Consider the following 25262-nt stretch of genomic DNA (forward strand, 5'->3'; position numbering starts at 1 on the left):
TTACCTTCTTTTTCCCTCTGCTACTAAGCTTTTGGAATAAATAAGTTTCCAAGTGTTGCAGCCATGATAGCTTTGATGGAGTGCATCCGGTTTTCTGCTTGGTCGAATTGACGAGCATATTTACTGCGGAAAACTTCATCTGTTACTTCCATTTCACTAATACCAAATTTTTCTTTGACCATTTCGCCATATTCAGTATTTGTATCATGGAAAGCTGGCAAGCAATGCAAGAGGATGACATCTTCTTTTCCAGTTGCTTTGATCATATCCATATTGACTTGGTAAGGTTTCAACAATTCAACCCGTTCTTGGAATTTGTCTTCTTCACCCATTGATACCCAAACGTCTGTATAGAGAACGTCAGCGTCTTTCACGCCTTCTTGTACGTCGTCCGTAACCAATAATTCACTGCCGGATTTGTCAGCAAAGCCTTGTGCCAAATCAATGATTTCTTGAGATGGGAATAAGGATTTAGGCGTTACGATACGGATATTTGCACCTAAAATAGCGCCTGTAACAAGTAGACTATGCGCCATATTGTTACGTCCATCACCTGCATAAGCGAGAGTGATGCCTTCGATACGGCCAAAGTTTTCTTTGACTGTTAAGAAGTCAGCGATCATTTGAGTTGGGTGCCATTTGTCAGTCAATCCGTTCCAAACAGGTACACCAGCATATTCTGCCAGTTGTTCAACGCTTTCTTGCTTGAATCCACGGAATTCGATTCCATCGAACATGCTTCCTAAAACGCGAGCTGTATCTTCAACGGATTCTTTTTTACCTAATTGGATATCATCTTTTCCAAGATACTCCGGGTGGGCGCCTAAGTCGATCGAAGCGACAGTAAAAGCGGAACGTGTACGAGTTGAAGATTTTTCAAATAGTAAAGCAATATTCTTGCCTTCTAAATAGCGATGTGGAATACCGCGTTTTTTCAAATCTTTCAAATGTTGAGAAAAATCAACTAGATAAGTCAATTCTTCTTTCGTAAAGTCTTTTTCTGCTAATAAACTGCGTCCTTGAAAAATACTGCTCATGTTTTATTCCTCCATTATCGTTCTATATCGTTTTGTTGTTTTTTTGCTATTGTTCGTTTGTTCTTTTTATTTAAGGTCTTCTCGAACAAGCGGCATGCTCATACAACGTGGACCCCCACGTCCTCTAGACAATTCACTTGATTCGACTTCGATCACTTTGATACCGTGTTCGCGCAATAATGCGTTAGAAACATAGTTACGGTCGTAAGTTACCACAACGCCAGGTGCAATAGCCAATGTGTTGGATCCATCATTCCATTGTTCACGAGGAGCCGCGATAGCATCTCCGCCACCACAAGGAATCAATGTCAATTCTTCAACACCTAATGCTTCTTTCAATACTTCTTGCAAGTTTGTTTTGTGCGTGATTTTCACTTTGTCAGGTTGGTCGCCTTTTTCAAGAATGTAAACATCGATAGATCCACCAATGCTTTGGATACCAGGGTGAATGGTGAACTTGTCATAGTCAACCATTGTAAACACTGTATCTAAGTGCATCATTGCTCTTACGTTTGGAATCTTGATGGCTAACACTTTTTTGAAAGGAGCTTCCCGTTTGAACAACTCGATCGCCAATTCTTCGATAGCTTGTGCAGATGTCCGTTGAGAAATACCTACAGCTAATACGTCTTTGCTTAACACAAGTTCATCTCCGCCTTCGATATGCGAAGTATGATTGCGGTCGCGCCATACTTCAACATCTTGACCAGCAAAACGTGGATGATGTTCAATGATTGCTTCTATAAACAATGATTCACGTTGACGTGCTGCAAATGTCATATGGTTGATCGTCAATCCATTTCCTAAAGAAGCTGCTGGGTCTCTTGTAAAGTAAAGGTTTGGCATTGGATCCATGTAGAAAGGATAGTCATCATCGTTAGAAACTTCACTTAAGTGTTCTGTAATATCTTCTGTAAAGTAAGCATCTGCGGATTTTTCTTCACCTGCAGGATCACCACCATCTTCAGCTACATCGCTCAAATGTTTTTTAGGAATATTAACGTCTTTCTTGCGTACACCTGCCATAATGGTATCGACCATTTCTTGCGTATCCATATCTAGCAAGTATTTTTTCAATCTTTCATATACGCTTGGAGATTCAATATTTGATTCATCCAACATTTTTTCAAGAAAGGCTTCTTTGATCCCACCTTCATCGATTGCTTCAGCTGCTAATTTTTCAAGATAAAGAACTTCAACTCCATTATCTTGCAAAGCTTTGGCGAAAGCATCGTGTTCTTTTTGAATCACTGACAGATGCGGGATATCATCAAACAATAAACGCTCCATAATTTCAGGAGTTAAATTTTCTACTTCTTTTCCTGGTCTCTTTAACAAGACTGTTTTTAGTTTTCCAATTTCTGAATTAACATGAATAGGCATTTTTTGCTCTACCATGATAAGACCTCCCTGTATTTAATATTTGCTACACCCCTATAATAACGTTTTCAGCTAGCAAATAAAAGTAAAACACACATTCCAAATGTCGACTGCTTCACAAAATATTGGAAGCGATTTATAAATATTCTTAACTCAGAATATTCTTTCATTTTCCCCAACTAATCATGCATATTTTTTTCATTTATACAACTTTTATTAGAAATGAGAATAAACTAAAAAAATTATTAGAAATTTCAAAACAAACAAAAAGCGCTTAAATTCAACCATTTTTATCGAACAAAATATTTTATTGTAACAAAACAGGAAAGTTTGTGGTACTGCATAGTTGTTTTTTATACAAAAAAAATAGCTCCAGAAAGTGAATGTAATCATTCATTTAACATTCCGTCCAAAACAACTTCCTCGTATCAAATGGGAAGTGCATTTGGACGGATCGTTTTCTTCTGAGCTATTCCGTTGCATCTCTATTCCTTTTGTCGCTGCTATTTTTTCTGATCTTTATCATCGTCCATATAGTTAAATTGTTCTTCGATTTTTCCATGTTCACTATGGACATATACCATTGTTCCTGCATCTTTTGCTAATTCTTTAGCTTTTTTGACTGCCTCGTCTTTGGAGTCTGTTTGATGTTGGTGACCATCTTCCCCTTCTACCTTGATTGCCCAACCTTTTTCGTCATCCGGAACAACGTGATATCTTGCTTCTTTCGTTCCTGCTCTATCCTCAAAATATTCTGAACGGTTTTTGTGATCATCTTTAGCCATGTTACATTCCTCCTTTTCTTTGCCTTCAATCTATCATTGTCTTACATGTCAGTCAAAAAAAAAAGCCTTCTGAAGAAAGTCTTTCTCTTCAGAAGGTCATTGTTGCTATCCTATTAAACAGTTAGTTGAAACTGGCAAGGTTTAGAAGTTTTACTGGAACGCTAGACATGTAATTGTTTCTTGAAACCTACTAGAAAATATTGCCAGCAGCATGCTTTTTCTTTTAAGCAGCAAATGTTACATATCTAAATCGGTAAAAGCATGAGGAACAAGATCGATCAGCGCTAATTCTTTGATTTCATCTTTTTCATTTGTTAAGTAAACTGGCATGTCAGGAGAACAAAATTCTACAAATACTTGCCGACAAATGCTGCAAGGAGGTAGAAAATCTTCTGTATCCCCAGCAATCGCAACGGCTTTAAAGTCACCCTTTTGGTAGCCTTGTGTGAGAGCTGTAAACAAAGCCGTTCTCTCTGCACAATTAGTTGCGCCAAAAGACACGTTCTCCACATTAACGCCATTGATGATCGTATCATCCTTTAATAATAACGCTGCCCCAACTGGAAAATGAGAATAGGGAACATAAGCTTTTTCTTTTATTTTTCGTGCACTTTCCATTAATTCTTCTTTCGTTACAGACACTGTCTTTTCCTCCTTTGTAATCGCTTGTGGTTTTTTCATTATACCATTATTGTTCAAAAAAAGGATAGAAGAAAAACAAACTCTTTTTTATCTAATGGTATATATAACACTACAACGAACACAATAAACTGTAAATGAATTACACGCCGTTATTTCCGTTTCTTCTGCCCCTTTGCATAAAGAGCATTCATTATCTTTAAACTTTAACGTTGACAAATGTATGTCCATCCAAATCCATTACAACTTCTGATTCGGTAAGATACTCGGTTTGTGCATCAACTTGAACTAATTTCGAATGTGGATGCTTATTGACCAACTCAAACTCGTTGCAGCCCTCGAGTTTGTCATTAACATCATTTATTGACCAACTCAAACTGATGGCGGCACTCGGGTTTGTCATTAACGTCACTTATTGACCAACTCAAACTTGTTGTGGCATTCGAGTATGTCATTAACGTCACTTATTGACCAACTCAAACTTGTTGTGGCATTCGAGTATGTCATTAACGCCTCTTATTGACCAACTCAAACTTGTTGTGGCATTCGAGTATGTCATTAACGCCTCTTATTGACTAACTCAAGCTAGTTGCGCCCATCGAGTTTGTTATTAACACTACTTATTGACCAACTCGAACTGATTGCAGTCTTCGAATACAAAAATTTCAAAAGGAAATAACCTCTATTGAAAGCAGCTTATCATAAATAATGACTTCATGCAGATCAAAAAAATCATCCACTTAGAAAGAAAAGACTGCTGTCTAAAGTTTGTTCATTGTAGTGTTAATGCCTGCTGGATAATAGATCATGCAGTTATTTCCGCTTCTTCAGTTCCGTGATGTTAGGATTGAACCACTTCAAAACTGCAGGATTTTTGTGCAAATCGCTCTAAAAGCTTGCAGTTACTACCAAATAAAGTAACCGAAAACATTGACAGCAGTACATGTTTCCTTTGTTCAGCAAGCGTGATATAAAAAATGTTCTTCATCTTCTAACGTTGATAAAGAACATTCTTATGGCCGATGGAGCTACTGATATGTCTAGAAATGTATTTCTAACGGATTTAGCTTTAAAAAGAAAGGATTTTTTACTGACTAACGTTAACTATTATATACAGAACCATAAAAAAGCGAATGAAGTTACAATCTTTCTAGCTTCATTCGCTTTTGTTCATGTATTTAATTCGATCATGAAGCGTACAGCTGTTTCTGCGTTAGTGCTTCCCTCTATCAGCCTCACTCCACATCCTTTAATTTGAGTTGCGAAAGCCAGAGTCTTTGCAAAAAAGATAAGTTGTCTTGATGCGCGCTTCGCTGCTCTCTTCAACAACTTCCTGTTTTTGCTGTGACTCTTGCGGACTTTCTCCACATCCTTTTAGTTGAGTTGCGTGAGGCAGAGTCTCGGGTAAAATTCAAAAGCCGCTCACATGCGCGGGATGCTCTGTGTCGCGCTTTTTTATTTTCCCGTCGCCTCTATCAGCCTCACTCCACATCCTTTAATTCTTGTGTGAGTTCGATTATTCGGTCGACTGATTCGTCTAGGAAGTGAATGGTGTCTTTCAATGGTTTGTCTGTTGTAATATCGACACCCGCTACTTTAGCAGCTTCGGCTGGTTCGAATTGGTCTCCTGTTTTAAGGAAAGTTAACCAGTCTTCTACTGCTGGGGCACCTTCTTCTTTGATACGCAAGAAAGCTTGTGTAGCAATCGTCAGTCCTGCTGAATAAGTGTAAGAGTATAATCCCATATAGTAATGAACTTGTCGCATCCAAGTCAACTCGGCACCTGGATTGATTTCGACGGCGTCACCCCAGAATTGTTTCAACACGTTACGTTTCAACTCATTTAACTTAGCTGCATCAAATCCTTTGCCTTCATCTACCAATTGATAGACCTCGCGCTGATAAGCGGCTTCCAGTAGATGCGTAATAAAGTTATGGAAATAAGTGTTGGTGATCATTTTAGCCAAAGCATAGCGTTCTAAACGTGCGTTGGTCGCTTTTTGCTGCAAGGAATGCGTCAACAATAGCTCATTAAAGGTTGAAGGAGCTTCGATCAAATAAAGTGAAGGCTCTACTCCTAAAATGTCATTGTTTTCAGCAGCCAGCAGTCCTTGAGCGGCATGTCCGAATTCATGGATCAGCGTATATACATCCGACAGCTGACCAGTCCAAGACATCAAAACATAAGGATGAGTACCATAAGGGCTAGTACAAAATCCGCCTGTCGATTTCCCTTTATTCTGTGCAAAATCGACCCAACGTTCTGGGTAAGCTTTCATGACGCGGGCTACATAATCTTGGCCTAAGATAGCTATGGCTTCTTCGACATAACCTTTAGACGCTTCAATCGTGACCTCTGGTGAATAAGCAGCATCTAAATCGATTTTCACATCCGCATAGGTCATCTTGTCTAGGCTGTTTTCCTCTTTAAGATGGGTGATATATTTTTGCATGACAGGAGCCAGCTCTGACATGATGGTATCGATTTGTCGATCATACATTGCTCTGTCAACTTCTTGATCATACAATAAGTAATCAAAAATCGAGTCAAACCCACGCATGGTAGCTATCGTCTTTTCTTTTTGGACTTGTGTATAATAAGCAGCAGCTACTACATTTTGATATTGCGCTAAGGCGTTTGAAAATTTATCAAAAGCAGCTCGACGAATCGCTGTGTTCGGGTGATAAGCATAATAATCTTCATATAAAACAAAGCTTAGTGGGTATACCTTTCCCTCCGCTTCAAATGTACCAAAATCCATATCAGCCAAACGTGCCTGTTCATAAATATTTTCTGGCGCATTTAATACGGGACTTAAGCGAGCCAGTGCTTTTTCGACCGGCAACTCTAGTTGGATTTTTTTATCTTTTTTGATATGGCGAATAAAAGAGGCATATTGTGGTGCTTTTGCAACAACTTCATCCAACACATCATCACTTGCAGCTTTCAGTTCTGCAGCAAAGAAAGTCGTTTTTGATCCGATCTCTGCCAACAAGTTAGACATGCTGCGAGACAATTCTACATTTTCAGCATTAGTAATATCCGTTGATTCTGGCAAAAAAGCGTAATGATACGTCCAAGAAGCCATCTTTTCAATGTGTCCATAATCTTTTAACGCTGAAATAATGGTTTCAGCATCTGTTAGCTTGCCTTCATAATCTGTTGCCAGCTTAGTGACGCTTTTTTTCAACTCTTCGACAGCTTGGTCAAAAGCTGCTTTTGTTTCATATAAAGCAGAAGTATCCCAAGTTTGCTCAACGGGAACTTCTGCCCGTGTCTTCATTTCTTCTTTTGACATAACATTGCTCCTCTTTTGATTCTATGGTTAACAAAACCTCATCCTTTTCTAGTATAACACTCATTCAAAAGAGAATAGCAGAATGTTAAAGAAACGAATAGGAAATTTGAAAAGATCAATAAAAAATGTTCACTTTAAAGCTGCACTATAGTGATTTCCAAAATTTCTTTTGATACTTTTCCATTGTATAACCAATATTTTCATAAAATTTGTGTGCTTCTTTTCTTGCTTCACCTGAATTCAATCTGATGGCTGCATAATGACGCTTTGCAGCCTCTTTTTCAAGTGCAAAAATCAATTTTTTGCCAATTCCTTGTTTGTGGTAATCTCCATCTACAGCAAGAGATAAAACGTTAAATAAGGTATCGGAATAGATGGTCGCATAAACTTCAGCATGGATATAGCCGACAGCCTTTTTTGTTTCTTCGTCTTCATAAACCAAAAAATAATGATGCTCTGCATCGGTCATCATTTTTTAAGCTGCTGTTGCGTCAACTCCAACGGAACATCATAGCCAAGTTGCTTGGCGTTTATTTCTCTCAGCGAAACTGCATCTGATAACTGTATCTCTCTTAACATTCTCTTCCTCCTTATTTCCTGTAATCTTTTTCAGCATACTATCAGTTGTCTAGCGATAGGATAACACCAAGGTCACTATAAAGTAGACTGTTTTTTAATCCTCAATCATTTTCAAAAGTAATCAATCCATCAATAGTTGAATGGCCTCTATTGAGTTCTATTAGTCGTTTCATCCACGACTTTTAGATGGAAAGCTTCAAATAAAAATGCAGCACTTATCGCCAGTCCAACTAGAAGGACTAAGCCAATCAACATAAGCGTCACATTGGATACGAGATTAGGAAGAAAAATAATGATAAAAGGCAAAACAAAGAGAAGCTGATACCATTTGTTGCTCGTGATTTCAACAATTTCTCCGTCTTTCACAACTATTTCGTTACTTTTAGCGCCTGCTTGGGTCACTGTTAAATTTGCTTCATTACTTGGAAGATCGACCTCTACTTGTTGCCTAGTTCTGACTTTTTCAACTTTCTCATTATTTACTTTGAGGGTAATAGCTGAGGCTGAGCCCACCCAACCCGTTCGTCGTATAACTGTGATAGCCATACGTAAAAGCACTCCTTTTTGATCTAGTCATTTTCAGGTAAAAAGTAATACAAATACAAGGAATTTTTACGAGTGTCACTTGATAAAGGCAAGTATCTTTCTTCATCAGTCAGGTGTTGAACAACTCTTATTCTACGAGAGAAAGCTTGTATTATCAATTCAAAAGAAAAAATGACGCTAGAGCATGACTTGCATGCACTAGTGTCATTTATGTACAGCTGAATCACTTTGCTATCTTTTGATGAAGCTACATTCCTTTATCCTCCATCATTGATGCCTGTTGATCAAAGAAAAAGGAATGTCGTTGTATGCACGAGTGATAGAAACTAAAAAAGTTAATTTCTTAAAGGAACAGAAAAAACGGAAGCAACGACACATCTTATTTTTTAGTAGATAGCATGTAAACTATTCACTATATGTATAGCCTCTATCTAATGAAAAAAATCTCCAAAAACTGTCTTTGCTTCTCGCCTTAACTTTTTATAGAAACATTCCAGCGATCGCGGCGTTTAATAAGGATACAAGTGTCCCCGTTACCATTCCTCTTAATCCTAAGCGCGAGATATCTTTTCTTCGATTTACTAAGTTTTTTTCTTTTACATTGTTGAAAGTCAATTTATATTCTAGTGCAATTAAAAGGTAATGACAATCATAATCATACTGATCATTTATTGCAGAATCTTTTGATTTTTTCTTTTCGATAGATCATATTGCTACCCTCTTCACCTGCAGCTTTTAGATAGTAAATTTCTAATAAGATACAACACTCATTGTCGCTCTTTCTTGCCAACAATTCCTACAACTACTTCTTCCTTTTGCTTTCTAGAAACATCACTAAACAAAACCATAACATGCTTAGTACAAGAGCAGCTATAAACCATCCTACATGTTGTGAAAATAACTTTCTAGTTGGATTAATACTTTGCAATATACCGAAAATTCCATTCGCCCAAATGAACGGTAACCATGCCTTTAAAAACACGCGTCTTTCTTTTTTTCCAAAAAAAGTTATTCCAGTAAAAATAACTAAACACACAATAATTATCGCAATGAAGATAGGTAAGCGAATTGGAATCATCCATGCTTTTGGTTGAATGAACTGAATACCTACGAATAATCCTAATATTCCTATACTTAATAACCACAAAATGAAAAATTTTGTTAGCTTATGAGTAGGTATTTTAATATAGATACTTTTGTGAATTCCCCAAAGAATCAATTGTATCAATACTACTGTGACAACCCCATTCAAAATAATCGGAAGTAAATTCAATTGATTAGTATGAGAGGACCCCTCTCCCATAAAGTAGCATAACGTACTCAGTCCAAATATATAGCCAAATAACTAAAATTTCCTCCAATGGTCTATTTTGGAAAAATTTGAAATGAATTGGTCTGCTGTTCCTTTAGTTCTTTGCCAAAATATTCTCTAGCCTTCACGCCATCTTGCTGTGCGCTAAGCATATCTTGCAAAATTTCAAGCCAACTAGATTCTATTTCCTTATCACTAAAAAAGTCATGCAGTTCTTATGTAAATGAGCAAGTCACTATAGTATTTCTCATTTTCTCTTGTGAGCTGTTCTCGCAATAAATCAGTCATCTTGCTCATTTCTTCTATCGTTTCAGTATTGTTCATGATTATCCCCTCCAGTCTTCATAATGATTTGATTAACTATTTTCTCTAAAAGCTGCCACTCCTTTACAAATTCTTTAGAAGCTATATTACCCTCAGGTGTTAGAAAATAGTACTTTCTATTCGGTCCTTCAGTAGAAGGTTTCATTTTGCTTTTTAAATAGCCTTTTTTTTCTAATTTTTGCAGCAAAGGATATACTGTACCGCCAATAATCTCTGAAAAACCTATTCCTTTTAATTTCTGTACCAATTCGTAACCATAGACTTCTTCCTCTGATATGACTAATAGTACACAACCTTCAATATTCCTTTCAGTAGCTGAGTATTGTTCATAAACGAGACTCCTTTTGCTATAAGGTATAACATACTAGCCAATATGAACTGATGAAATCAACACAGTGTATGTAATATAGGGGATCACTAAAAAAAGTCCTCTGACGCTTTTTACAGGCCAGAAGACTTTTTTCAACAATTTAGCTTTTTTTTAGAAATACAACACTTTAAACTTTTCACATAACACTGGAACTTTATTGTTAAACGCTTGATGGACTTCTTTAAATCCCTTCTTAAAAAAGTCTTCAGGAGCTTCACGCCAGTATCTCAATGTTCGGTCACCTTCACCTTCTAAGTATGCGTGTTCCTCCGTTACTTCATCAAAAGGTACCACTTCAACGGAAGTAGTTTCAACAATAGCTGCTGCTCTTCCATCGCCATCTAAAACAATGTTATAAAGACCAACATACGGTATTAGATCATCTTTCTCATATAGAGAATAATTAGAAGCTGTAGCTGAATTTGTGCCAGCTATCACCAATTCAGCAAGTTCATTGGCCATTTTTTTAGAATCACCAAATGCCCAAGCACTTTAATCTTTGGGGCATTCGGATTTATTTTTTTATATTCTTCCCACATCTGAGTAATAATTTAGGTGACAGCACAAAATGGTCAACAATATTTTTTCATGCTCTTTTGTAATAGCTCCCCTTATTATACCGCTTATACTTTTTAATACAATTGTTATGAAAACGAATAAAAATAGAAAGTTTTTTAAACATTTCCTCAGCTATTTTTCATATAAAACGAAAAAAATCGTTTATTTTAATGTCTTTCTAAAAGAAGACGTTTTCTGAAAAAATAAGTCGTTTCATCTATTTAAAGAACATCTGTTTGTCTGATACACTTGTCTAATGTTTCTGATATTTATTCTAAAAAAATGAATAAATGAAAAAATCTGCAACATCGATTGAAGACTCATGTAAAAAGGAGGTTTTGGTCAGAATCAATAGGCATGAGATGAAGGACTTTTAAGGCGATGCAACAAGGGTAAATCTATTACATAATAAGAAGAGATGAGTGAATAACATTATGCATTATTTTATTAGTATTTTAGGAATCATCATTGTTTTAGCGATTGCGTGGGGAATATCGAATAAAAAGAAGAGTATTCGTTACCAGCCTATTTTGATCATGATCCTCGGTCAGTTGCTTTTAACTTGGTTTATGTTAGGAACAACCGTTGGATTAAACAGTATCCAATTTGTTTCAGGAGGCTTTGCTAAACTGATCGACTATGCAAAAACGGGGGTAGATTTTGTGGTTGGTGGCTGGGTTCCAGCTGGAGGCGTTCCTTTTTTTGTAACAGCGTTGATGCCGATCATCTTCACATCTGCCTTGCTTTCTTTGCTGAACCACATCAAAATATTGCCGATCGTGATCAAGTATATCGGCGGTTTTGTGTCTAAGGCTACCGGTCTTCCAAAGGTAGAAAGTTTTAATGCCGTCAATAGCGTCTTCTTCGGTCAATCTGAAGCCTTACTGGCCATCAAAAATCATCTGCCTAAAATGGAAAAGAATCGTTTATTTATTGTTTGTTTATCGGCCATGTCTAGTGTTTCAGCTTCGATCATCGCTTCTTATATGACGATCATTCCAGCTGAATATGTATTATCCGGCATGATGTTGAACATGCTTGGCGGACTGATCATCGGCTCGATCGCTGCACCAATTGAAAAAGAAACGGTTAAGGACGAGGCTATCAAAATCGATGAATTGGTTACCACCAATAATGTATTCGACGCAATTTCTGCAGGAGCATTGGACGGCGGAAAAGTGGTTTTAATTGTTTCTGCCATGCTGGTTGCTTATTTAGGTTTACTAGACTTGTTAGATGGTATCGTGAGCGCCATTGCAGGCATCAGCATGACCAACATCCTCGGCTATGTTTTCTCTCCGATTGCTTTTATAATGGGAATCCCAGCTAACGAAACACTACAAGCCGGCAGTGTGATGGCTACTAAATTATTGGCAAATGAATTTGCAGCCATTTTAAAATTTCAGCCTATGATGGAAAAACTGTCCGCAAGAACGATCGGAATCGTTTCGACTTTCTTAACCTCATTTGGAGCTGTCGGCAGTATTGGGATCATCAGCGGTACGATTCAAGCCATCGACGGCGCTAAAGCAAAAGAAGTTTCAAAATTCGGACTAAAAATGTTGTTGGCTTCAATACTAGTGTCTATCTTAAGCGGTACGATCGTCGGGTTGTTCTTATAACTATCGTTTAAACAGACTATAGAAGAATAAATAAAATAATCTTAAAAACCTGCTAAACAAAGATTTTCTCTGTTTAGCAGGTTTGTTTTATTTTAAATTTCAATAGCAGTCTTTAAATTCAAACCAAAATAAATGTGGTCATGCAATACGCCATTGAAATTAGCAATTTTTGGCATACGTCCCCATTCTCTAAAACCATACTTATGCAGCATGGCTTCGCTGGCTGCATTGCCTTCTACAACAAATGCAATCACATTTTCATAGCCGATTTCTTTGGCTTTGTTCAAGGTATGATTGACCAATTTTGAGCCGATCCCTTGTTTACGAAAATCACCGCTGACATAATAGCTGATCTCCGCTACATGTTCCACAGCTTTTCGCCCTGTTCGATAGCCGGTAAGATGACTATATCCTGCAACCTTGCCATCCACTTCGTAAACGAAAAGGGGATATCTTTCTAATTGATGTAGTTCGAACCATTCCATTCTTTCTTCCGTTGTGAATCGTTCTGTATCACACGTAATGCCACCTAGTGCAATCGCTGAATTATAAATGTCCACCATCTCGGGCAAATCTGATAATCTGGCTTCTCGAATACCTGTTAAGGGTTTGACAAAGGTCACGTTTATCATCTTACTTTAATGCCTCCTTATATCTTGACACGCTTATTTTCTGCCTGTGCCGGTCTCTCGCTAAAGCCTATCGCCTCAAGGCTTACACTAACTTTACAGGCTTTTCTTTCACGGCAAAACATATTATAGACGGTTCATTTCTGAGTTACAATCTTTTTTTTGCGCAATTTTATTATTTTTTTACCACTCTTTTTGTTATCCTTTTTTCGCTTTTTTTCTTTTCCTGTCAAAACTAAAAAAAGCCGTTAGAGCAAAGAAATCTCTTCGGGCTAACCGCTCATTGTTGTTACGAATTTGTTCATTCTTTTATTTAACAATCTTCGTTTTCTCTGGCACTTTTTCCAACTTCTTTTGTAACCATTTCGCTAACGCCAGCATGGCAAATTTGCCGGCTTCTTGTTCTGCATCCGCGTTATAATTCGTATTGGTATTGACATCATACACATAAATCTCGCCTTGTTCATTTTGAATAAACTCGATCGCCGCTACATCGATTCGTTGTTGCTTTAAGAAATCTTCATACTGCTTGATCTGGTTTTTTGGCAACCCGTCTTTTAAGACATGGAATTTACTTTCCATCATAAATGAATCGTCCTCACCAGGGCAATAATCTTCTCCAAACGGTACTTGGCAGTTGTCAGCCGGGCACAATTCAAAACCATCTGTTGAATCGACAGCTACCGCATAAAAGAACTTGCCACCGATAAACTCGGCACGAATGATATGTCCATCAACTGGTCGAATATACTGTTGGACTAAGCTGATCCCATCGACTGAATCTTCAAAATCATATCCATATACATAATCTTTCACAGCTTCCATGCTGTTTAATAAGCGGACGCCTAAGCCTTTGCCAGCACGGTTGTGTTTGATCACTAAAGGAAACAGATTCATTGTTTCTGCTGCTTTCACAATGTTTTTCGCCCCTACTGCTCCGATTGTTCGAGGCGTTTGGATCCCGCTTTCTTGGAGTGCTAAATACTGCTTTAACTTGCTGACTTCCAGCGTGATCGCTCCCGTACCGTTCACTACCTCTGCCCCATAGCTTTCTAACCAATGCAAGACTTGATCCGTCAACTCAGGTGCGTATCGATGTCCACGGGTATGAGAAGAGGCACTCATACGGTTATAAAATACACCAGCAGGAGGAACAGCTTGCACGTCTACCATCCCTGTTTTCAAGTTCCACTCTTCATAAGGAACGGCCAATTCGTCCAAACGAACCGTTAAATGCTTTGTCCAATCTTCGTTTTCGTGGATAATATATACTTTCTTCATCTTGTCCGTTCTCCTCTTGTGTTCTACATCCTTTTGTTTTACCTATTTCCTAGTTCCAGTGCTCAGCCGGTTCATCAAGTCAGGCAAATCTTTTTCAAAAACAACGCCATATAAAGGGTCGACTTCTTCCTCGATCGTCCGTTTCACTACTTTTGAAACATAATCAACTGCTGCTTCCGTCGACTCGCTTACTGAATGACATTGAAATAAAAAGCCTGCAATCACGCTTGTAAAGAGATCTCCAGTTCCATCAAAGTGTCCTGGAAAAGCTTTCGCCGTTGGGTAATCAATCGCTGGATCAGCCTTTGACCAGACAGCTGCGCCGATTTTTCCTTCTTCAAAACTGATGCCAGATAGAATGATTTTTTGATTTTCTTTTACAACAAGCGCCTTTAACAGTTCCTCTATCTTTCTATGTGAAAGAGATGCATGCGGGTATCGTTTTCCTGTCAAATAACTCGCTTCTGTCACATTAGGGATCAATACATCCGCGTACTGACAAAGTTCTTTCATTTTAGCGATATGTTCTTGCGTAAAACCATCATATAGCTGTCCGTTATCTCCCATAACTGGATCCAGCACTACCAATGCATCTTCTGTCATAAATTCACCCAGGAGCTCTTCGACAAGATGCATTTGCCCTAAAGAGCCTAAATAGCCGATCACGATCCCGTCAAAGCGAATATCAAGAGTGCGCCAATGCTCCAGTACTTTTTCCATTTCTTCGCTCAAATCTAAAAAAGTATACTGTTCAAAACCAGGCCCTGTATGTGTGGACAATAATGCAGTTGGCAGCACATTGACCCAATTTCCCAGACAACTTAAGATAGGAACGGCCACATTCATGGAGATCCGGCAGCTCAATGAAATGTCTTGAACAACTAATATTCTAGGTTGCTTCAAGCTACCCCTCCTTTTTTATGCTCATTTTCTTTCTCCAGTCTAACACAATTTTTCTATCGGCTCTTAATTTTTTTCTTTCTTTCATTTGAAAAAGCTATGAAAATGACCAACGAAACGCTACAATAAAACTAACTTTGATCTAACAACAGTCAGGAGGGAGAACATGCAAAAACTCAGCACGAAAGAAACCGTTACTTTTGCCGTATTGACTGCTCTAACGGTGATCATGACTATGGTGATCCGTATACCTGCTGTCGTTACAAACGGTTATGTCAATCTCGGTGACATGGTCGTGTTGTTTTCAGCCATGCTGCTAGGAAAAAAAGCTGGCTTTTTTGTCGGCGGATTCGGCAGTGCACTGGCAGACCTGTTGCTCGGTTACGCTTACTATGCTCCCATCACCTTTGTTGTGAAAGGGCTAGAAGGTTTTCTCTGCGGTTGGCTCTACCATCGTACGATAAAAAAAAGGCCACTTTTTGCAACTATTCTTGCTGGTTTGTGGATGGCATGCGGTTATTTTATCGCGGAAACATTTATGTATACCTTTGGTGCTGCTTTAGCTTCTATTCCTGGTAATGTAGCCCAAGGTGCTATCGGCGCTGTCGCTGCTTTGCTGCTCGAAAAAAGTATCGGCAAACAATTGAAACGTTGACCGCTGATCAACTCCACATATTCTAGAACCAAAATAAGAAGACTTGAATAGTTTAGTCAAGTCTTCTTATTTATAGCTTTCTCTTACAGCCATGAACCAGTAAACTGGTGGATGCAATAAGTATTATCTGTGTCATCGATCTCACGTGTCCAATAATCTTTCGGCGAGAATACATCACGTGGAAAGATTTTGAAATTGTCAAAAGTCTGTTCCGTGTTGTTCATGCTGATGCCTTTTTCCTTCATGATTTCTGTGATGCGGATGACGTTCGTTTTGCGGTCATAAGATCCGTCTTCTTGAATAAATTCACGACCATCATAATCATGATACAACTCTTCAATAAACGGATTGTGCGGTTCCGAGCCGATAATACCTGTCGAGATCTCATCTTCAATCTCAAAACCGAAGAAAGCCGGCAACGTTAAAAACTTGTCTAGTGGTTTAATAACTTCCATATCTGTATCCATATAGATGCCGCCATATTCTTTTAATACATATAAGCGAACGACATCGGAAACAAAAGCCCATTGTTCAGCATCGTAAGCTTGTTGTGCATATTTGCCCATTGCCTCAAGGTCAATATTGTCTTCGTTCCAAAACTTGATTTCATAATCAGGACAGAATTTTTTCCAACTTTCAATACACTTGTTTTCAACTTCTCCAAATGGTTTATCACCAAACCAAATATAATGAATGATTTTTGGTATCATTCTGACTCCTCCTTCAAATTTCTCTCGACTTACCCTCTATTTTAAAAATGTTTCAGAAAAAAAGCCAACAATACGGCTTGCCATGCTTCTCCATATGGGTTTCACGAAAAAAGACTTGCAACAAATACAGCGCTGCAAGTCTTAATAGAACTGATATTCATTTGTTATCTTCTATCTGCGTCTCTCCTTGGAGAAGTTAGCAACGGGAAGAATTTCAAAGCATATAAAGCACAAATACCAACAATGACATAAACAATTTTAGAAAGCATCGAGTCTTGACCGCCAAATAAGGATGCTACTAAATCGAACTCAAACAATCCAACAAGAAGCCAGTTCAAACCGCCAACAATCAATAGAGCTAAAGCAATACTGTCCAATGTTTTCATATCCGCTTCCTCCTTTCTAAGTTAACTAAAGTATATAGGCAAAGAAGCGAAAAATCTAATCATAACCTTTCGATTTAGTCACATTGATCCATCATTTTAATACGATTTGACCGTTCTCATTTTCTCTCTATTTGTCTTTTTTTCCTTTGACTATTTGCAGTTCATGTAGCCGCATTTTGGATGATTTTTTCGATCAACAAAGGAATCCGATGTTCCACATCCGGCATAAACACTCTTTCTCCTACTTCATGAATATTTCTAGCAGTAGGACCGATCATGAAAACAGGGATATTTAATTTGGCTATTTTTTCTACAGGTACATCATAAATATCAGGTGTCAAAGCAAGGTGCTGTAAAAACTGACGGTCCCCCTCAGGATCAGCATTCATCAAATAGCTGATGTCGCAAACATTTGGCATGTAGCTCGCACGCTTGATCGTTCCACCAAAGCTTGCTTGTGTAAGTTCAGCTACACCGTCCAATAAACTTTCTACATCTTTTTCAACTTTTCTGTTGGTGACAGCTGGATAATAAGGCGGCACGAATCCAATCAGCACTACAGGGCGAGTGGTTTCATATTGGGTTAACAACCATTTTAAATAATCTAGACTGGCTTCCAAAAGTGTCCATTCTCCTGATTGAATTGCTGTTTTAAGTTGCTCTATTTTTTGTTGCTTTTGGTTCGAAAAATGCTCATTTTTCTTTTGCAGCAAATCTTCTAAAGCTGTGATCGTCACGATTTTTGCGCTTGTGTCGATCATTTCATCTTTTTGTTCGTTCCCTAACCTCACCAGTTTGTCAAAGCTTTGCTGGTACTTTTGCGTCACGGTTGCCATCGACTGTTCAGTGATGCGGCGGATGTCATTTAAAAATGCTAACGGCTTCTTACTGTCGACAAAAAGAATATTAAAGCAAGCTGCACTGTATTGCGGCGTCGAAACATCATAAGTGGCTTTAAGATCTTTCATCACTAAGGTCGTCGGCAAAGGTGTCGATTGTCCCAAAGAATGTGTGATAAAAGAGGGATTGATCTCCATATTGCGGACGATTTCTGCCAGCATAAAGGTCGAGTTCAATCCTTGAGCAATATTTGCAACATGACTTAAAATCCCTTTCGTCATAACGACCGGCATGATTTTTCCGAAAGAACCTTCTAGCACTTGTATCTCGCTGATATTTTCTTTCTCCTTCGTTTCTGGTTCTCCAAGGAGCGCAATTGTATATTCTAAATCATATTGTTCTTGCAATTCTTGATACAACTGAACGGCTTGCATCGCTCCTGAAGACAAGTTTTCTTCATCCGGCACACTAACGAATAACAAGGTTGCATCATAGGCCTTGTCGCTCAAAAGAAAAGAAAGATTAATAGCCACACCAGCTTTCATGTCCCCCATTCCGCGACCAAAAGCCCAATCATCGTCGTCCAAATCTTTTTTCAACTGCTTATCTTCTATCGCTGTTTCTTTCATTTTTTGTTTCAATAACTCTGGATTTAAAGCATAAGCGGTTAGACTACCATAAGGTGCTAGTTCAACTGCATCATAATGTCCCAATAAAATCACTGTCTTTTTTGATTTTCCTGGTTTCATTGCCCAAACAACCGGGCGACCAAGCGCATCTTCTTTAAGATATTTTCCACAATACTGAGGATGTTGGCGGAAATAATCATCTTCCATCAGCATCTCATAAATCGTATCGGCCATCTTTACTTCCTGCCGCGTTCCTGTATCACTCTGCTCGGCGACCAAGCGATATAAAATTTCTTTGATCGATTGCATTTTCCCATCCCTTCCCCACAGGCAAATCAGTCGATATTTCCATTATTTAAAATCTGCTGACAACTTTTTCTAAAAGCGCAATAGAAAAAATGGCCAGCAGCATATCTTTCTTTATTCAATTGGCATTATTTATTTTCAAGTTCTTTGATCAAGTCTTTCATTTCTTGAATTTCTTCTTCTTGAGCTTTGATGATGTCATCAGCCAACTTTTGTACACGAGGATCTTTGTGTTCAGCACGGTCACTGGTCAATATTGCAATGGAGTGATGGGGGATCATCGCTTTCATCCAATCGACGTCATTGATCGTTTTTTGCGATCTTACCAAACCTAACGAGCCGCCAAATACAACTACACTGACCAACAGAATCACAATATTCACTTTCTTGTTTTCATACATTTTCCACATAAACAGCAGCATAATAATGGCCATAGCTGCACCCATCATCAGCGCCATATAAATCCGTGTCTTACTGACAAAGATATGGTCTAGCTGAAAAACGTTAAAGTACATGAGCGCAAACATCACAACCGTTGACGTTAAAATCATCACCAAAAACTTTCCATAATTTTTCATCTCTCTCGCTCCTTTATCATTTTGTTACCATCTTAACAAAGAGAAGCAAGATTATAAAATTTTCAGCTTAAACAAAGAATAAATAAGACTTTTTGTTCCATTATTATATACGCTTTCAACTTCTTTAGTGCTATAATATGAGTGTTATTTTAATATATAAGGAGGTTTTTAAATGTCTGACTTAGTTTTAGGACTAGACATTGGTATCTCCAGTGTTGGCTGGGGAATCATCAATGAAAAAACTGGAGAAGTTATTGATGCTGGTGCTCGTTTGTTTGAAGAAGCGACTAGAAATGCAAATGAAGATAGAAGAAATTTTAGAAGTTCGAGACGCTTAAAAAGACGCCGAAAACATCGGTTAGAAAGAGTCAATTCCTTACTGAATGAAAATGGTTTTTCTTGTGCTTCTATTCAACAAGTTGATCCGTATATGGCTAGAAAAAATGCATTATACCAAAAAGTAAGCAAAGAAGATTTAGCAGCTGCTTTGTATCATCTTGGAAAAAGAAGAGGAACTACCTTAGATACACCACAAGAAGATGAAAAAACAAGTGGAAGCGAGCTATCTACAAAAGAACAATTAAAGAAAAATGCAAAAAAGTTAGAAACTAAGCATATAGCAGAAGTTCAATTGGAAAAACGTCAAAGCGGAGAAGTTATTCGAAATCATACGAATCGTTTCAAAACTTCTGATTATGTAAAAGAAGCAATCGACATTTTAGCAAAACAAAAAGAGTATTATCCAGAAATAACGGATACTTTTATTAAAGAGTACATATCTCTACTGGAAAGTCGTCGGATGTATTATGATGGTCCGGGTTCTAAAAAATCCCCTACTCCATACGGCCAATACTTTATTGGCGAAGACGGCAATTTGCACCACGAAACGATGATCAACAAAATGCGTGGGCGTTGCACTTATCTGCCAGAAGAATTACGCATTGCTAAAATGGCTTATACTGCCGATTTATTCAACCTATTGAATGACTTGAACAATTTGCAATACCCTGATAAAGAGACAGGAGAAATGGAACATCTTTCTGAAGAAGACAAACATCACTTTGTTGATAATTTTGTTAAAAAAGGCAAGCGCGTCACTTTAACCGCTATCGCAAAATATTTAGATGTGGAGGATGAAAAACTTATCCGCGGTGTGAGAGTCGATTTAAAATCAGGAAAAGCTATTTTCACAGATTTTGTTGGTTACAAAAAATTATTGAAGCTATTAAAAGATATCCCTACCCCTGAAGATTTCTTTGACCAGATTGATGTATTAGATGATATCGCTGAAATCTTGACTGCTGAAAAAAGTCTAACCCGTCGTGAAGAACAACTAACAGATCTTTTCCAAAAGACTTACCAAGATGACTTGAAGGAAGTAACAGCAGCACTGATCAATGATACCAGTTTCAAAGAATATCACGCACTTTCTAAAAAAGCCATGCAAATCATTATGCCGGAGCTGTGGGAAACAAGCAAAAATCAAATGCAATTGTTCACTGAACATGGATTTGGAAAAAGCCGGATGGAAAAACTGCAATCCGGTTCAAACATCCAATTTGATGATGAAGCTATTTTAAGTACGGTTGCTAAGCGCGCACATCGCGAAGCCATCAAAGTAACCAATGCTGTTCGCAAAAAATATGGCGAAATGGCTTATGTGGTTGTTGAAATGGCACGCGAAAAAAATAGTGATGAAGAACGAAAGAAAATTGCTGAGGTTCAGAGAAACCAAGGGAAATTTGAAAAGAAAATTTGCGACTTATTAGAAGTTGATAACTTAAAAGATCTTCGCTTAAATGGTAAGCAGCATCTGGCACTTAAGCTATGGGATGCTCAAGACGGCAAATGTGCTTATTCTGGAGAAAGCATTGCACTGTCCGATATCGTATATGACTTTACTCAATTTGAAGTCGATCACATTATTCCGCTTTCCTACTCCTTTGATGATAGTCAGCAAAATAAAGTACTCGTTTACCGCGATGAAAACCAATTAAAAGGACAATTAACGCCATTTCAATATTTCCAAAGCGGTAAAGCCAGCCGTTCGTTTGAAGAATTTAAAGTAGAAAGTTTGAATTTGTTTAAATCGCATAAAATCAGTAACAAAAAGCTTGGCTACTTGTTGGAACAGCGGGATATTCAACACGATGAAGAAGTTCAAAAAGACTTTATCAATCGTAATCTTGTAGACACTCAATATGCCATGCGCAGCTTCTCCAACTCTTTACGGATTTTTTATCAAAATCATGACATCCCTACAAAAGTTCTCTCCATTCGTGGTAGTTTTACTGCTGCTTTGAGAAGACGGACAAAAATGCACAAAGACCGTGACGCTGGTCATTTTCATCATGCTATTGATGCTTTGATTGTAGCTGCGATTGGCCGAATGCCGGTCTTTGAACAATTGAAAGGCTCAACTTTTAATGACGAAGGGGTTGCTGTTGATACAGATACAGGTGAGATCCTTGAAGCTGGTAACCTGTTTGACAATCAATCATTAAAATTTATTAGCCAATTGAGACACTATGAAAACAAAGTAAAATATTCGCATAAAGTCGATCGTAAACCGAATCGTACAATGTCAAACCAGACGATTTATTCAACGAGAGAAAAAGACAACGAAAAATATATCGTCGGCAAAGTGAAAAATATTTATCAATTGGATAAAAAAGGCTACGATGCTTTGAAAAAACGGATCGATAAAAATCCTGATTTATTTTTAATGGCACAACATGATCCTAAAACATGGGAACTTATCTTAAAGGTTATGGAAGAACATCAACATGCTGACAATCCTTTCCAAGATTTTTATAAAGAACATGGTTATATTTTGAAAGATGGAAAGGTTCCAGTTAAAAGCTTGAAATATCTAGACAGCAAATTAGGTATTCATGTCGATATTACAGATAAATATGCCGATGCTAAAAATGAAGTAGTCTTACTGAGCAGAAAAAGTATTCGCGTAGACATTTATAAAAATGATGAAGGCAAATATAAATACCTTGGTGTGCCATATAACTGGTTTAAAAAGATCGATGGTGTATATACGTTAGATATGGATCTTTATAATGGAAAAGATGGTCGCAACGCGCCTTACAAACAAATTGATGATTCTTATGAATTTCAATTCAGTTTATATAAAAATGACGTGATTTCTTATGATAAGATGGAAACGGTGAAAGATGAAGTGACGGGTAAGAAGACGAAAGAGTTGGTTCATTATGAGAAGTTATTTAGAGGAGATAATAACCCACGACAAAACAAATTAGAATTTGAAGATATTTCATTTACTACAAAAGCACAGCAAATGCTATCAATTGGTCCTTTAAAGAATATTATAAAATATAATACCGATGTTTTAGGTAACAAGCATTTATTACAAAAAGAAAATTTCGTTTCTTTTTTAAATGAGGGCTCTTCGCCTAAAAAAGTTTTAGCAAAATTGTCTTAAAAAAGGGTTTACAAAAAATTGTGACTGCGTTATACTAAAGTTGTCTTCGACGGAAGACATCCTTATACCAAAAGGTCGCGAGGACCTATCAAAATAAGGCTTTATGCCGAAATCGCCCCATTATTGGGGCTTTTTTTGTACCTATATCCTGAATGGAGTGAGATTATGAGCTGGAGAGTTGTGTATATTGAAAAATCAGATTACCTAAAGTTATATCTGGACAATTTAAAAGTTGTACGTGAAGATACCGAAATTTTGATACCGCTTTCTGATATCCATACGATTATTGTTGATAATCAGCAAACAGTAGTTACTGGGCGCTTATTGAATAAACTTGCACAGTACCATATTCTTTTGATTTTTTGTGATGAAAAGCATCTTCCTAATATCTATACGTTAGCTCCGCATAGTCATCATCAAGCATCTAGAGTACTAGAAAAACAAATCCAATGGTCTGCTGATACAAAAGGATCCATGTGGCAAAAAATTATTCAAATCAAAATTCATAATCAAGCTTCCATCCTTGATCACTTAAAAAATGAAACTTCTCTTGAAGCATTGTATCAACTTTTAGAAGAAGTTGCTTTCGCAGATGAAACAAACCGTGAAGGACATGCAGCAAAGTTATACTTCAAATCGCTTTTTGGCTCGTCTTTTATGCGTGATCGTGACAGTTTTGACGGCATTAACTCCGGATTGAATTACGGCTATATCGTCCTTCGTTCAGCAGTGGCTAGAACCATTGTGGCATATGGTCTCCAGCCTTCGCTAGGTATTGGCCATCACAACCAATACAATGCTTTTAACTTAGCAGATGATTTAATTGAGCCTTTCCGTCCGATCGTGGATCTGTGGGTTAACATTATGTGCAGCGAAGATACATACTTAGATATTAAAACAAAGCAAAAGATCGTTCACTTGATCAGTAACAATAAAATTTTGATTGGCAATCAAAAACAAACTATTTTAAATGCAATTGAGCTATTCGTTCAATCTTTTATTAAAGCGATGAACGAAAATAACCCAGATCTATTGGTCTATCCTGCCAATGGCATCGCCTTATAGAATCATGCGGTTACTATTATTTTTTGATTTGCCAATGAATACAAAAAGTGAACGAAGAACTTACACTCGATTTAGAAAATACTTAACCAACAACGGATTTACAATGGTTCAATTCTCAGTTTACGCAAAAATTTTCCCAAATCGCTCTAGTTTGGATAATTATATGATCGGCTTAAGAAATAATCTTCCTAAACATGGCTCTATTAGAGCGATGGCGGTGACAGAAAAGCAGTACAACAATATGTTTTTGCTTGTAGGTGATAAAACTATTACTGAAAAAGCCATAACTGATGATCCGATGGTGATTTTATGAAAGAATGGCATATTCACAATCAAGATTATTTTCATACCCTATTACTAGAACACGTAACATTTTTAAAAGGAAATAAACAAATTTGGAATTTTCTGCTAGACGACCTTCAGCAGTATTTTAGTAACAAAGCTACTCCACTAAAGATCTACCAAGATGCTACTTTGCTTCCAAGAAATGACTTTTCTTTTATCGCCTTCTCCCCTAACGAAGACTTTGATTCAAAGGCCTTACAACAAATAATGAAAACTCAGAAAAAACAATTTTTAAATACCTTAACATTTTCACCTTTCTATAAAGCTTTAGCAGATAGTTGGGAAGAATTGATTGAAGAAGTCGAGTTTTTGAATAATCAAAACTCCTCTGCATCTCTAAACTTTTCTCTTTTGCCTTTCGATCGAGACTGGGTCGCCAAGAATTTAGTTTTTTCAGAGAAAAGTTATCTAAATCTTTCAAATTTTAGAAAAATTCTCTTTCAATTAGAAACGCTGGAAACAACTGTAGAAGGCAAGCAACAAATTATTTGTATCGTAAATCCAGAAAAATTTCTAACAAATGCAGAATTAAGCAGATTCTATGATTACTTAGAAAAGAATCCTAATGGAAAACACTATCTCATCATCACAGAATCAAATTTAGCAGCAGCAACAAATGTCTTTTACAACGATACTATAAGGAATAAACTGGATTGCTTCAAAGTAAAGAATAAGCTGATGAAAGACTTTCCAGCTAATTGGGATAATCAGCAGTTCAGCATAGCTTGCAATTGGTATATTAGTCTTGTGGATAAGTATAGGGATGAAACGGTGTTTTTAGACTTAGAGACTGTGGATAACTTAGAGACTTTTATTTATCTTTATTCTCTTTTTATTTTAACTAGTACGCCTTTAATCGTTGACTTAGCAAGGATTCCGAGCAGTCTTAGAAAATATTTTGAAAACTTGCTGCTAGATACGTTATAATGAAATTGACGTACCCTCGCATCTTTTGGTATAAGGAAACTAGGAGGGATTTAAGTGAAAAGATACCATGATTTTGGTACCCTCGCATCTTTTGGTATAAGGAAAC

General features: G+C 37.4%; 22 protein-coding genes and 1 pseudogene. 6 read left to right on the top strand and 17 right to left on the bottom strand.

Going from position 1 to position 25262, the window contains the following annotated elements:
• Positions 1-23: 23 nt before the first annotated feature.
• From argF to BM057_RS00710, 10 genes and pseudogenes are all read right to left on the bottom strand, one after another.
• Positions 24-1037 (bottom strand): ornithine carbamoyltransferase, encoded by a 1014-nt coding sequence (argF, locus tag BM057_RS00655; protein WP_092090761.1) that lies wholly within the window; start codon positions 1035-1037, stop codon positions 24-26.
• A gap of 66 nt (positions 1038-1103) precedes the next feature.
• Positions 1104-2420, bottom strand: coding sequence for an arginine deiminase (locus tag BM057_RS00660; RefSeq protein ID WP_092090788.1), 1317 nt, complete (start codon positions 2418-2420; stop codon positions 1104-1106).
• Between the two features lie 500 nt (positions 2421-2920).
• Positions 2921-3202, bottom strand: coding sequence for a DUF2188 domain-containing protein (locus BM057_RS00665; RefSeq protein ID WP_047392783.1), 282 nt, complete (start codon positions 3200-3202; stop codon positions 2921-2923).
• A 237-nt stretch (positions 3203-3439) separates the two neighbouring features.
• Positions 3440-3883, bottom strand: coding sequence for a cytidine deaminase (locus BM057_RS00670; protein ID WP_052181903.1), 444 nt, complete (start codon positions 3881-3883; stop codon positions 3440-3442).
• Positions 3884-5322: 1439 nt separating this feature from the next.
• Positions 5323-7140, bottom strand: coding sequence for an oligoendopeptidase F (gene pepF, locus BM057_RS00685; protein WP_092090764.1), 1818 nt, complete (start codon positions 7138-7140; stop codon positions 5323-5325).
• A 145-nt stretch (positions 7141-7285) separates the two neighbouring features.
• The gene (locus tag BM057_RS00690; protein ID WP_425439004.1) at positions 7286-7612 is read right to left on the bottom strand and encodes a GNAT family N-acetyltransferase; all 327 of its coding nucleotides are present in this window, start codon (positions 7610-7612) and stop codon (positions 7286-7288) included.
• Positions 7613-7866: 254 nt separating this feature from the next.
• Positions 7867-8265, bottom strand: coding sequence for a hypothetical protein (locus BM057_RS00695; protein WP_047392774.1), 399 nt, complete (start codon positions 8263-8265; stop codon positions 7867-7869).
• A gap of 802 nt (positions 8266-9067) precedes the next feature.
• Positions 9068-9493: a hypothetical protein gene (locus BM057_RS00700; protein ID WP_143074458.1), complete on the bottom strand. Its 426-nt coding sequence runs from the start codon at positions 9491-9493 to the stop codon at positions 9068-9070.
• A gap of 394 nt (positions 9494-9887) precedes the next feature.
• A pseudogene (locus BM057_RS00705) lies at positions 9888-10231 on the bottom strand (PadR family transcriptional regulator).
• Between the two features lie 151 nt (positions 10232-10382).
• Positions 10383-10733 (bottom strand): ASCH domain-containing protein, encoded by a 351-nt coding sequence (locus tag BM057_RS00710; RefSeq protein WP_218147426.1) that lies wholly within the window; start codon positions 10731-10733, stop codon positions 10383-10385.
• Positions 10734-11251: 518 nt separating this feature from the next.
• Between BM057_RS00710 and BM057_RS00720 the strand changes: the two genes are divergently transcribed.
• Positions 11252-12451, top strand: a complete 1200-nt coding sequence (locus BM057_RS00720) for a NupC/NupG family nucleoside CNT transporter (RefSeq protein WP_218147427.1) — start codon at positions 11252-11254, stop codon at positions 12449-12451.
• 92 nt (positions 12452-12543) lie between these two features.
• Here BM057_RS00720 and BM057_RS00725 read toward each other — a convergent pair whose 3' ends face one another.
• The 3 genes from BM057_RS00725 to BM057_RS00735 form a co-directional block, all read right to left on the bottom strand.
• On the bottom strand, positions 12544-13083 hold the full coding sequence (locus BM057_RS00725) for a GNAT family N-acetyltransferase (protein WP_092090768.1): 540 nt from the start codon (positions 13081-13083) through the stop codon (positions 12544-12546).
• A gap of 306 nt (positions 13084-13389) precedes the next feature.
• Positions 13390-14361 carry an ATP-grasp domain-containing protein gene (locus tag BM057_RS00730; RefSeq protein WP_092090769.1) on the bottom strand — a complete coding sequence of 324 codons (972 nt, stop codon included), beginning with the start codon at positions 14359-14361 and terminating at the stop codon, positions 13390-13392.
• A gap of 42 nt (positions 14362-14403) precedes the next feature.
• Positions 14404-15264 carry a pyridoxamine kinase gene (locus BM057_RS00735; RefSeq protein WP_092090770.1) on the bottom strand — a complete coding sequence of 287 codons (861 nt, stop codon included), beginning with the start codon at positions 15262-15264 and terminating at the stop codon, positions 14404-14406.
• A 163-nt stretch (positions 15265-15427) separates the two neighbouring features.
• Between BM057_RS00735 and BM057_RS00740 the strand changes: the two genes are divergently transcribed.
• Entirely contained in the window at positions 15428-15916 is a 489-nt protein-coding gene (locus BM057_RS00740) for an ECF transporter S component (RefSeq protein WP_047391201.1), read from the top strand.
• 83 nt (positions 15917-15999) lie between these two features.
• Here BM057_RS00740 and BM057_RS00745 read toward each other — a convergent pair whose 3' ends face one another.
• The 4 genes from BM057_RS00745 to BM057_RS00760 all read right to left on the bottom strand — a co-directional run bounded on the left by BM057_RS00745 (position 16000) and on the right by BM057_RS00760 (position 19365).
• Positions 16000-16626 carry a glycosyltransferase family 32 protein gene (locus tag BM057_RS00745; RefSeq protein WP_047391198.1) on the bottom strand — a complete coding sequence of 209 codons (627 nt, stop codon included), beginning with the start codon at positions 16624-16626 and terminating at the stop codon, positions 16000-16002.
• 164 nt (positions 16627-16790) lie between these two features.
• The gene (locus tag BM057_RS00750) at positions 16791-17012 is read right to left on the bottom strand and encodes a DUF378 domain-containing protein (protein ID WP_047391196.1); all 222 of its coding nucleotides are present in this window, start codon (positions 17010-17012) and stop codon (positions 16791-16793) included.
• A 161-nt stretch (positions 17013-17173) separates the two neighbouring features.
• A complete protein-coding gene (locus BM057_RS00755) occupies positions 17174-18790 on the bottom strand; it encodes a M20/M25/M40 family metallo-hydrolase (RefSeq protein ID WP_092090771.1) in 1617 nt (538 codons plus the stop codon).
• Positions 18791-18915: 125 nt separating this feature from the next.
• Positions 18916-19365 (bottom strand): DUF305 domain-containing protein, encoded by a 450-nt coding sequence (locus BM057_RS00760; RefSeq protein WP_047391193.1) that lies wholly within the window; start codon positions 19363-19365, stop codon positions 18916-18918.
• Positions 19366-19537: 172 nt separating this feature from the next.
• On the opposite strand from BM057_RS00760, the gene cas9 reads away from it, so the two are divergent.
• The 4 genes from cas9 (at position 19538) to BM057_RS00780 (ending at position 25156) form a co-directional block, all read left to right on the top strand.
• Positions 19538-22819, top strand: coding sequence for a type II CRISPR RNA-guided endonuclease Cas9 (gene cas9 / locus BM057_RS00765; RefSeq protein WP_092090772.1), 3282 nt, complete (start codon positions 19538-19540; stop codon positions 22817-22819).
• 165 nt (positions 22820-22984) lie between these two features.
• Complete coding sequence (cas1, locus tag BM057_RS00770; protein WP_092090773.1) at positions 22985-23884, top strand: type II CRISPR-associated endonuclease Cas1; 900 nt, start codon at positions 22985-22987, stop codon at positions 23882-23884.
• 4 nt (positions 23885-23888) lie between these two features.
• Positions 23889-24197: a CRISPR-associated endonuclease Cas2 gene (cas2, locus tag BM057_RS00775; RefSeq protein WP_092090789.1), complete on the top strand. Its 309-nt coding sequence runs from the start codon at positions 23889-23891 to the stop codon at positions 24195-24197.
• Complete coding sequence (locus BM057_RS00780; protein WP_092090774.1) at positions 24194-25156, top strand: hypothetical protein; 963 nt, start codon at positions 24194-24196, stop codon at positions 25154-25156. The genes cas2 and BM057_RS00780 overlap by 4 nt, the downstream gene beginning before the upstream one ends.
• Positions 25157-25262 lie beyond the last annotated feature (106 nt).

Origin of the sequence: Pisciglobus halotolerans (assembly GCF_900113675.1) — a bacterium.
GTDB lineage: Bacteria > Bacillota > Bacilli > Lactobacillales > Carnobacteriaceae > Pisciglobus > Pisciglobus halotolerans.

What these genes read in the sequence shown, in the direction of transcription:
- BM057_RS00670 (WP_052181903.1), bottom strand. Translation starts at nt 3,883, where the DNA reads ATGAAAAAACCACAAGCGATTACAAAGGAGGAAAAGACAGTGTCTGTA.
- BM057_RS00665 (WP_047392783.1), bottom strand. Translation starts at nt 3,202, where the DNA reads ATGGCTAAAGATGATCACAAAAACCGTTCAGAATATTTTGAGGATAGA.
- BM057_RS00730 (WP_092090769.1), bottom strand. Translation starts at nt 14,361, where the DNA reads ATGAAGAAAGTATATATTATCCACGAAAACGAAGATTGGACAAAGCAT.
- cas2 (WP_092090789.1), top strand. Translation starts at nt 23,889, where the DNA reads ATGCGGTTACTATTATTTTTTGATTTGCCAATGAATACAAAAAGTGAA.
- cas9 (WP_092090772.1), top strand. Translation starts at nt 19,538, where the DNA reads ATGTCTGACTTAGTTTTAGGACTAGACATTGGTATCTCCAGTGTTGGC.
- BM057_RS00740 (WP_047391201.1), top strand. Translation starts at nt 15,428, where the DNA reads ATGCAAAAACTCAGCACGAAAGAAACCGTTACTTTTGCCGTATTGACT.
- BM057_RS00695 (WP_047392774.1), bottom strand. Translation starts at nt 8,265, where the DNA reads ATGGCTATCACAGTTATACGACGAACGGGTTGGGTGGGCTCAGCCTCA.
- BM057_RS00690 (WP_425439004.1), bottom strand. Translation starts at nt 7,612, where the DNA reads ATGATGACCGATGCAGAGCATCATTATTTTTTGGTTTATGAAGACGAA.
- BM057_RS00755 (WP_092090771.1), bottom strand. Translation starts at nt 18,790, where the DNA reads ATGCAATCGATCAAAGAAATTTTATATCGCTTGGTCGCCGAGCAGAGT.
- pepF (WP_092090764.1), bottom strand. Translation starts at nt 7,140, where the DNA reads ATGTCAAAAGAAGAAATGAAGACACGGGCAGAAGTTCCCGTTGAGCAA.
- cas1 (WP_092090773.1), top strand. Translation starts at nt 22,985, where the DNA reads ATGAGCTGGAGAGTTGTGTATATTGAAAAATCAGATTACCTAAAGTTA.
- BM057_RS00660 (WP_092090788.1), bottom strand. Translation starts at nt 2,420, where the DNA reads ATGCCTATTCATGTTAATTCAGAAATTGGAAAACTAAAAACAGTCTTG.
- argF (WP_092090761.1), bottom strand. Translation starts at nt 1,037, where the DNA reads ATGAGCAGTATTTTTCAAGGACGCAGTTTATTAGCAGAAAAAGACTTT.
- BM057_RS00780 (WP_092090774.1), top strand. Translation starts at nt 24,194, where the DNA reads ATGAAAGAATGGCATATTCACAATCAAGATTATTTTCATACCCTATTA.
- BM057_RS00750 (WP_047391196.1), bottom strand. Translation starts at nt 17,012, where the DNA reads ATGAAAACATTGGACAGTATTGCTTTAGCTCTATTGATTGTTGGCGGT.
- BM057_RS00745 (WP_047391198.1), bottom strand. Translation starts at nt 16,626, where the DNA reads ATGATACCAAAAATCATTCATTATATTTGGTTTGGTGATAAACCATTT.
- BM057_RS00760 (WP_047391193.1), bottom strand. Translation starts at nt 19,365, where the DNA reads ATGAAAAATTATGGAAAGTTTTTGGTGATGATTTTAACGTCAACGGTT.
- BM057_RS00710 (WP_218147426.1), bottom strand. Translation starts at nt 10,733, where the DNA reads ATGGCCAATGAACTTGCTGAATTGGTGATAGCTGGCACAAATTCAGCT.
- BM057_RS00725 (WP_092090768.1), bottom strand. Translation starts at nt 13,083, where the DNA reads ATGATAAACGTGACCTTTGTCAAACCCTTAACAGGTATTCGAGAAGCC.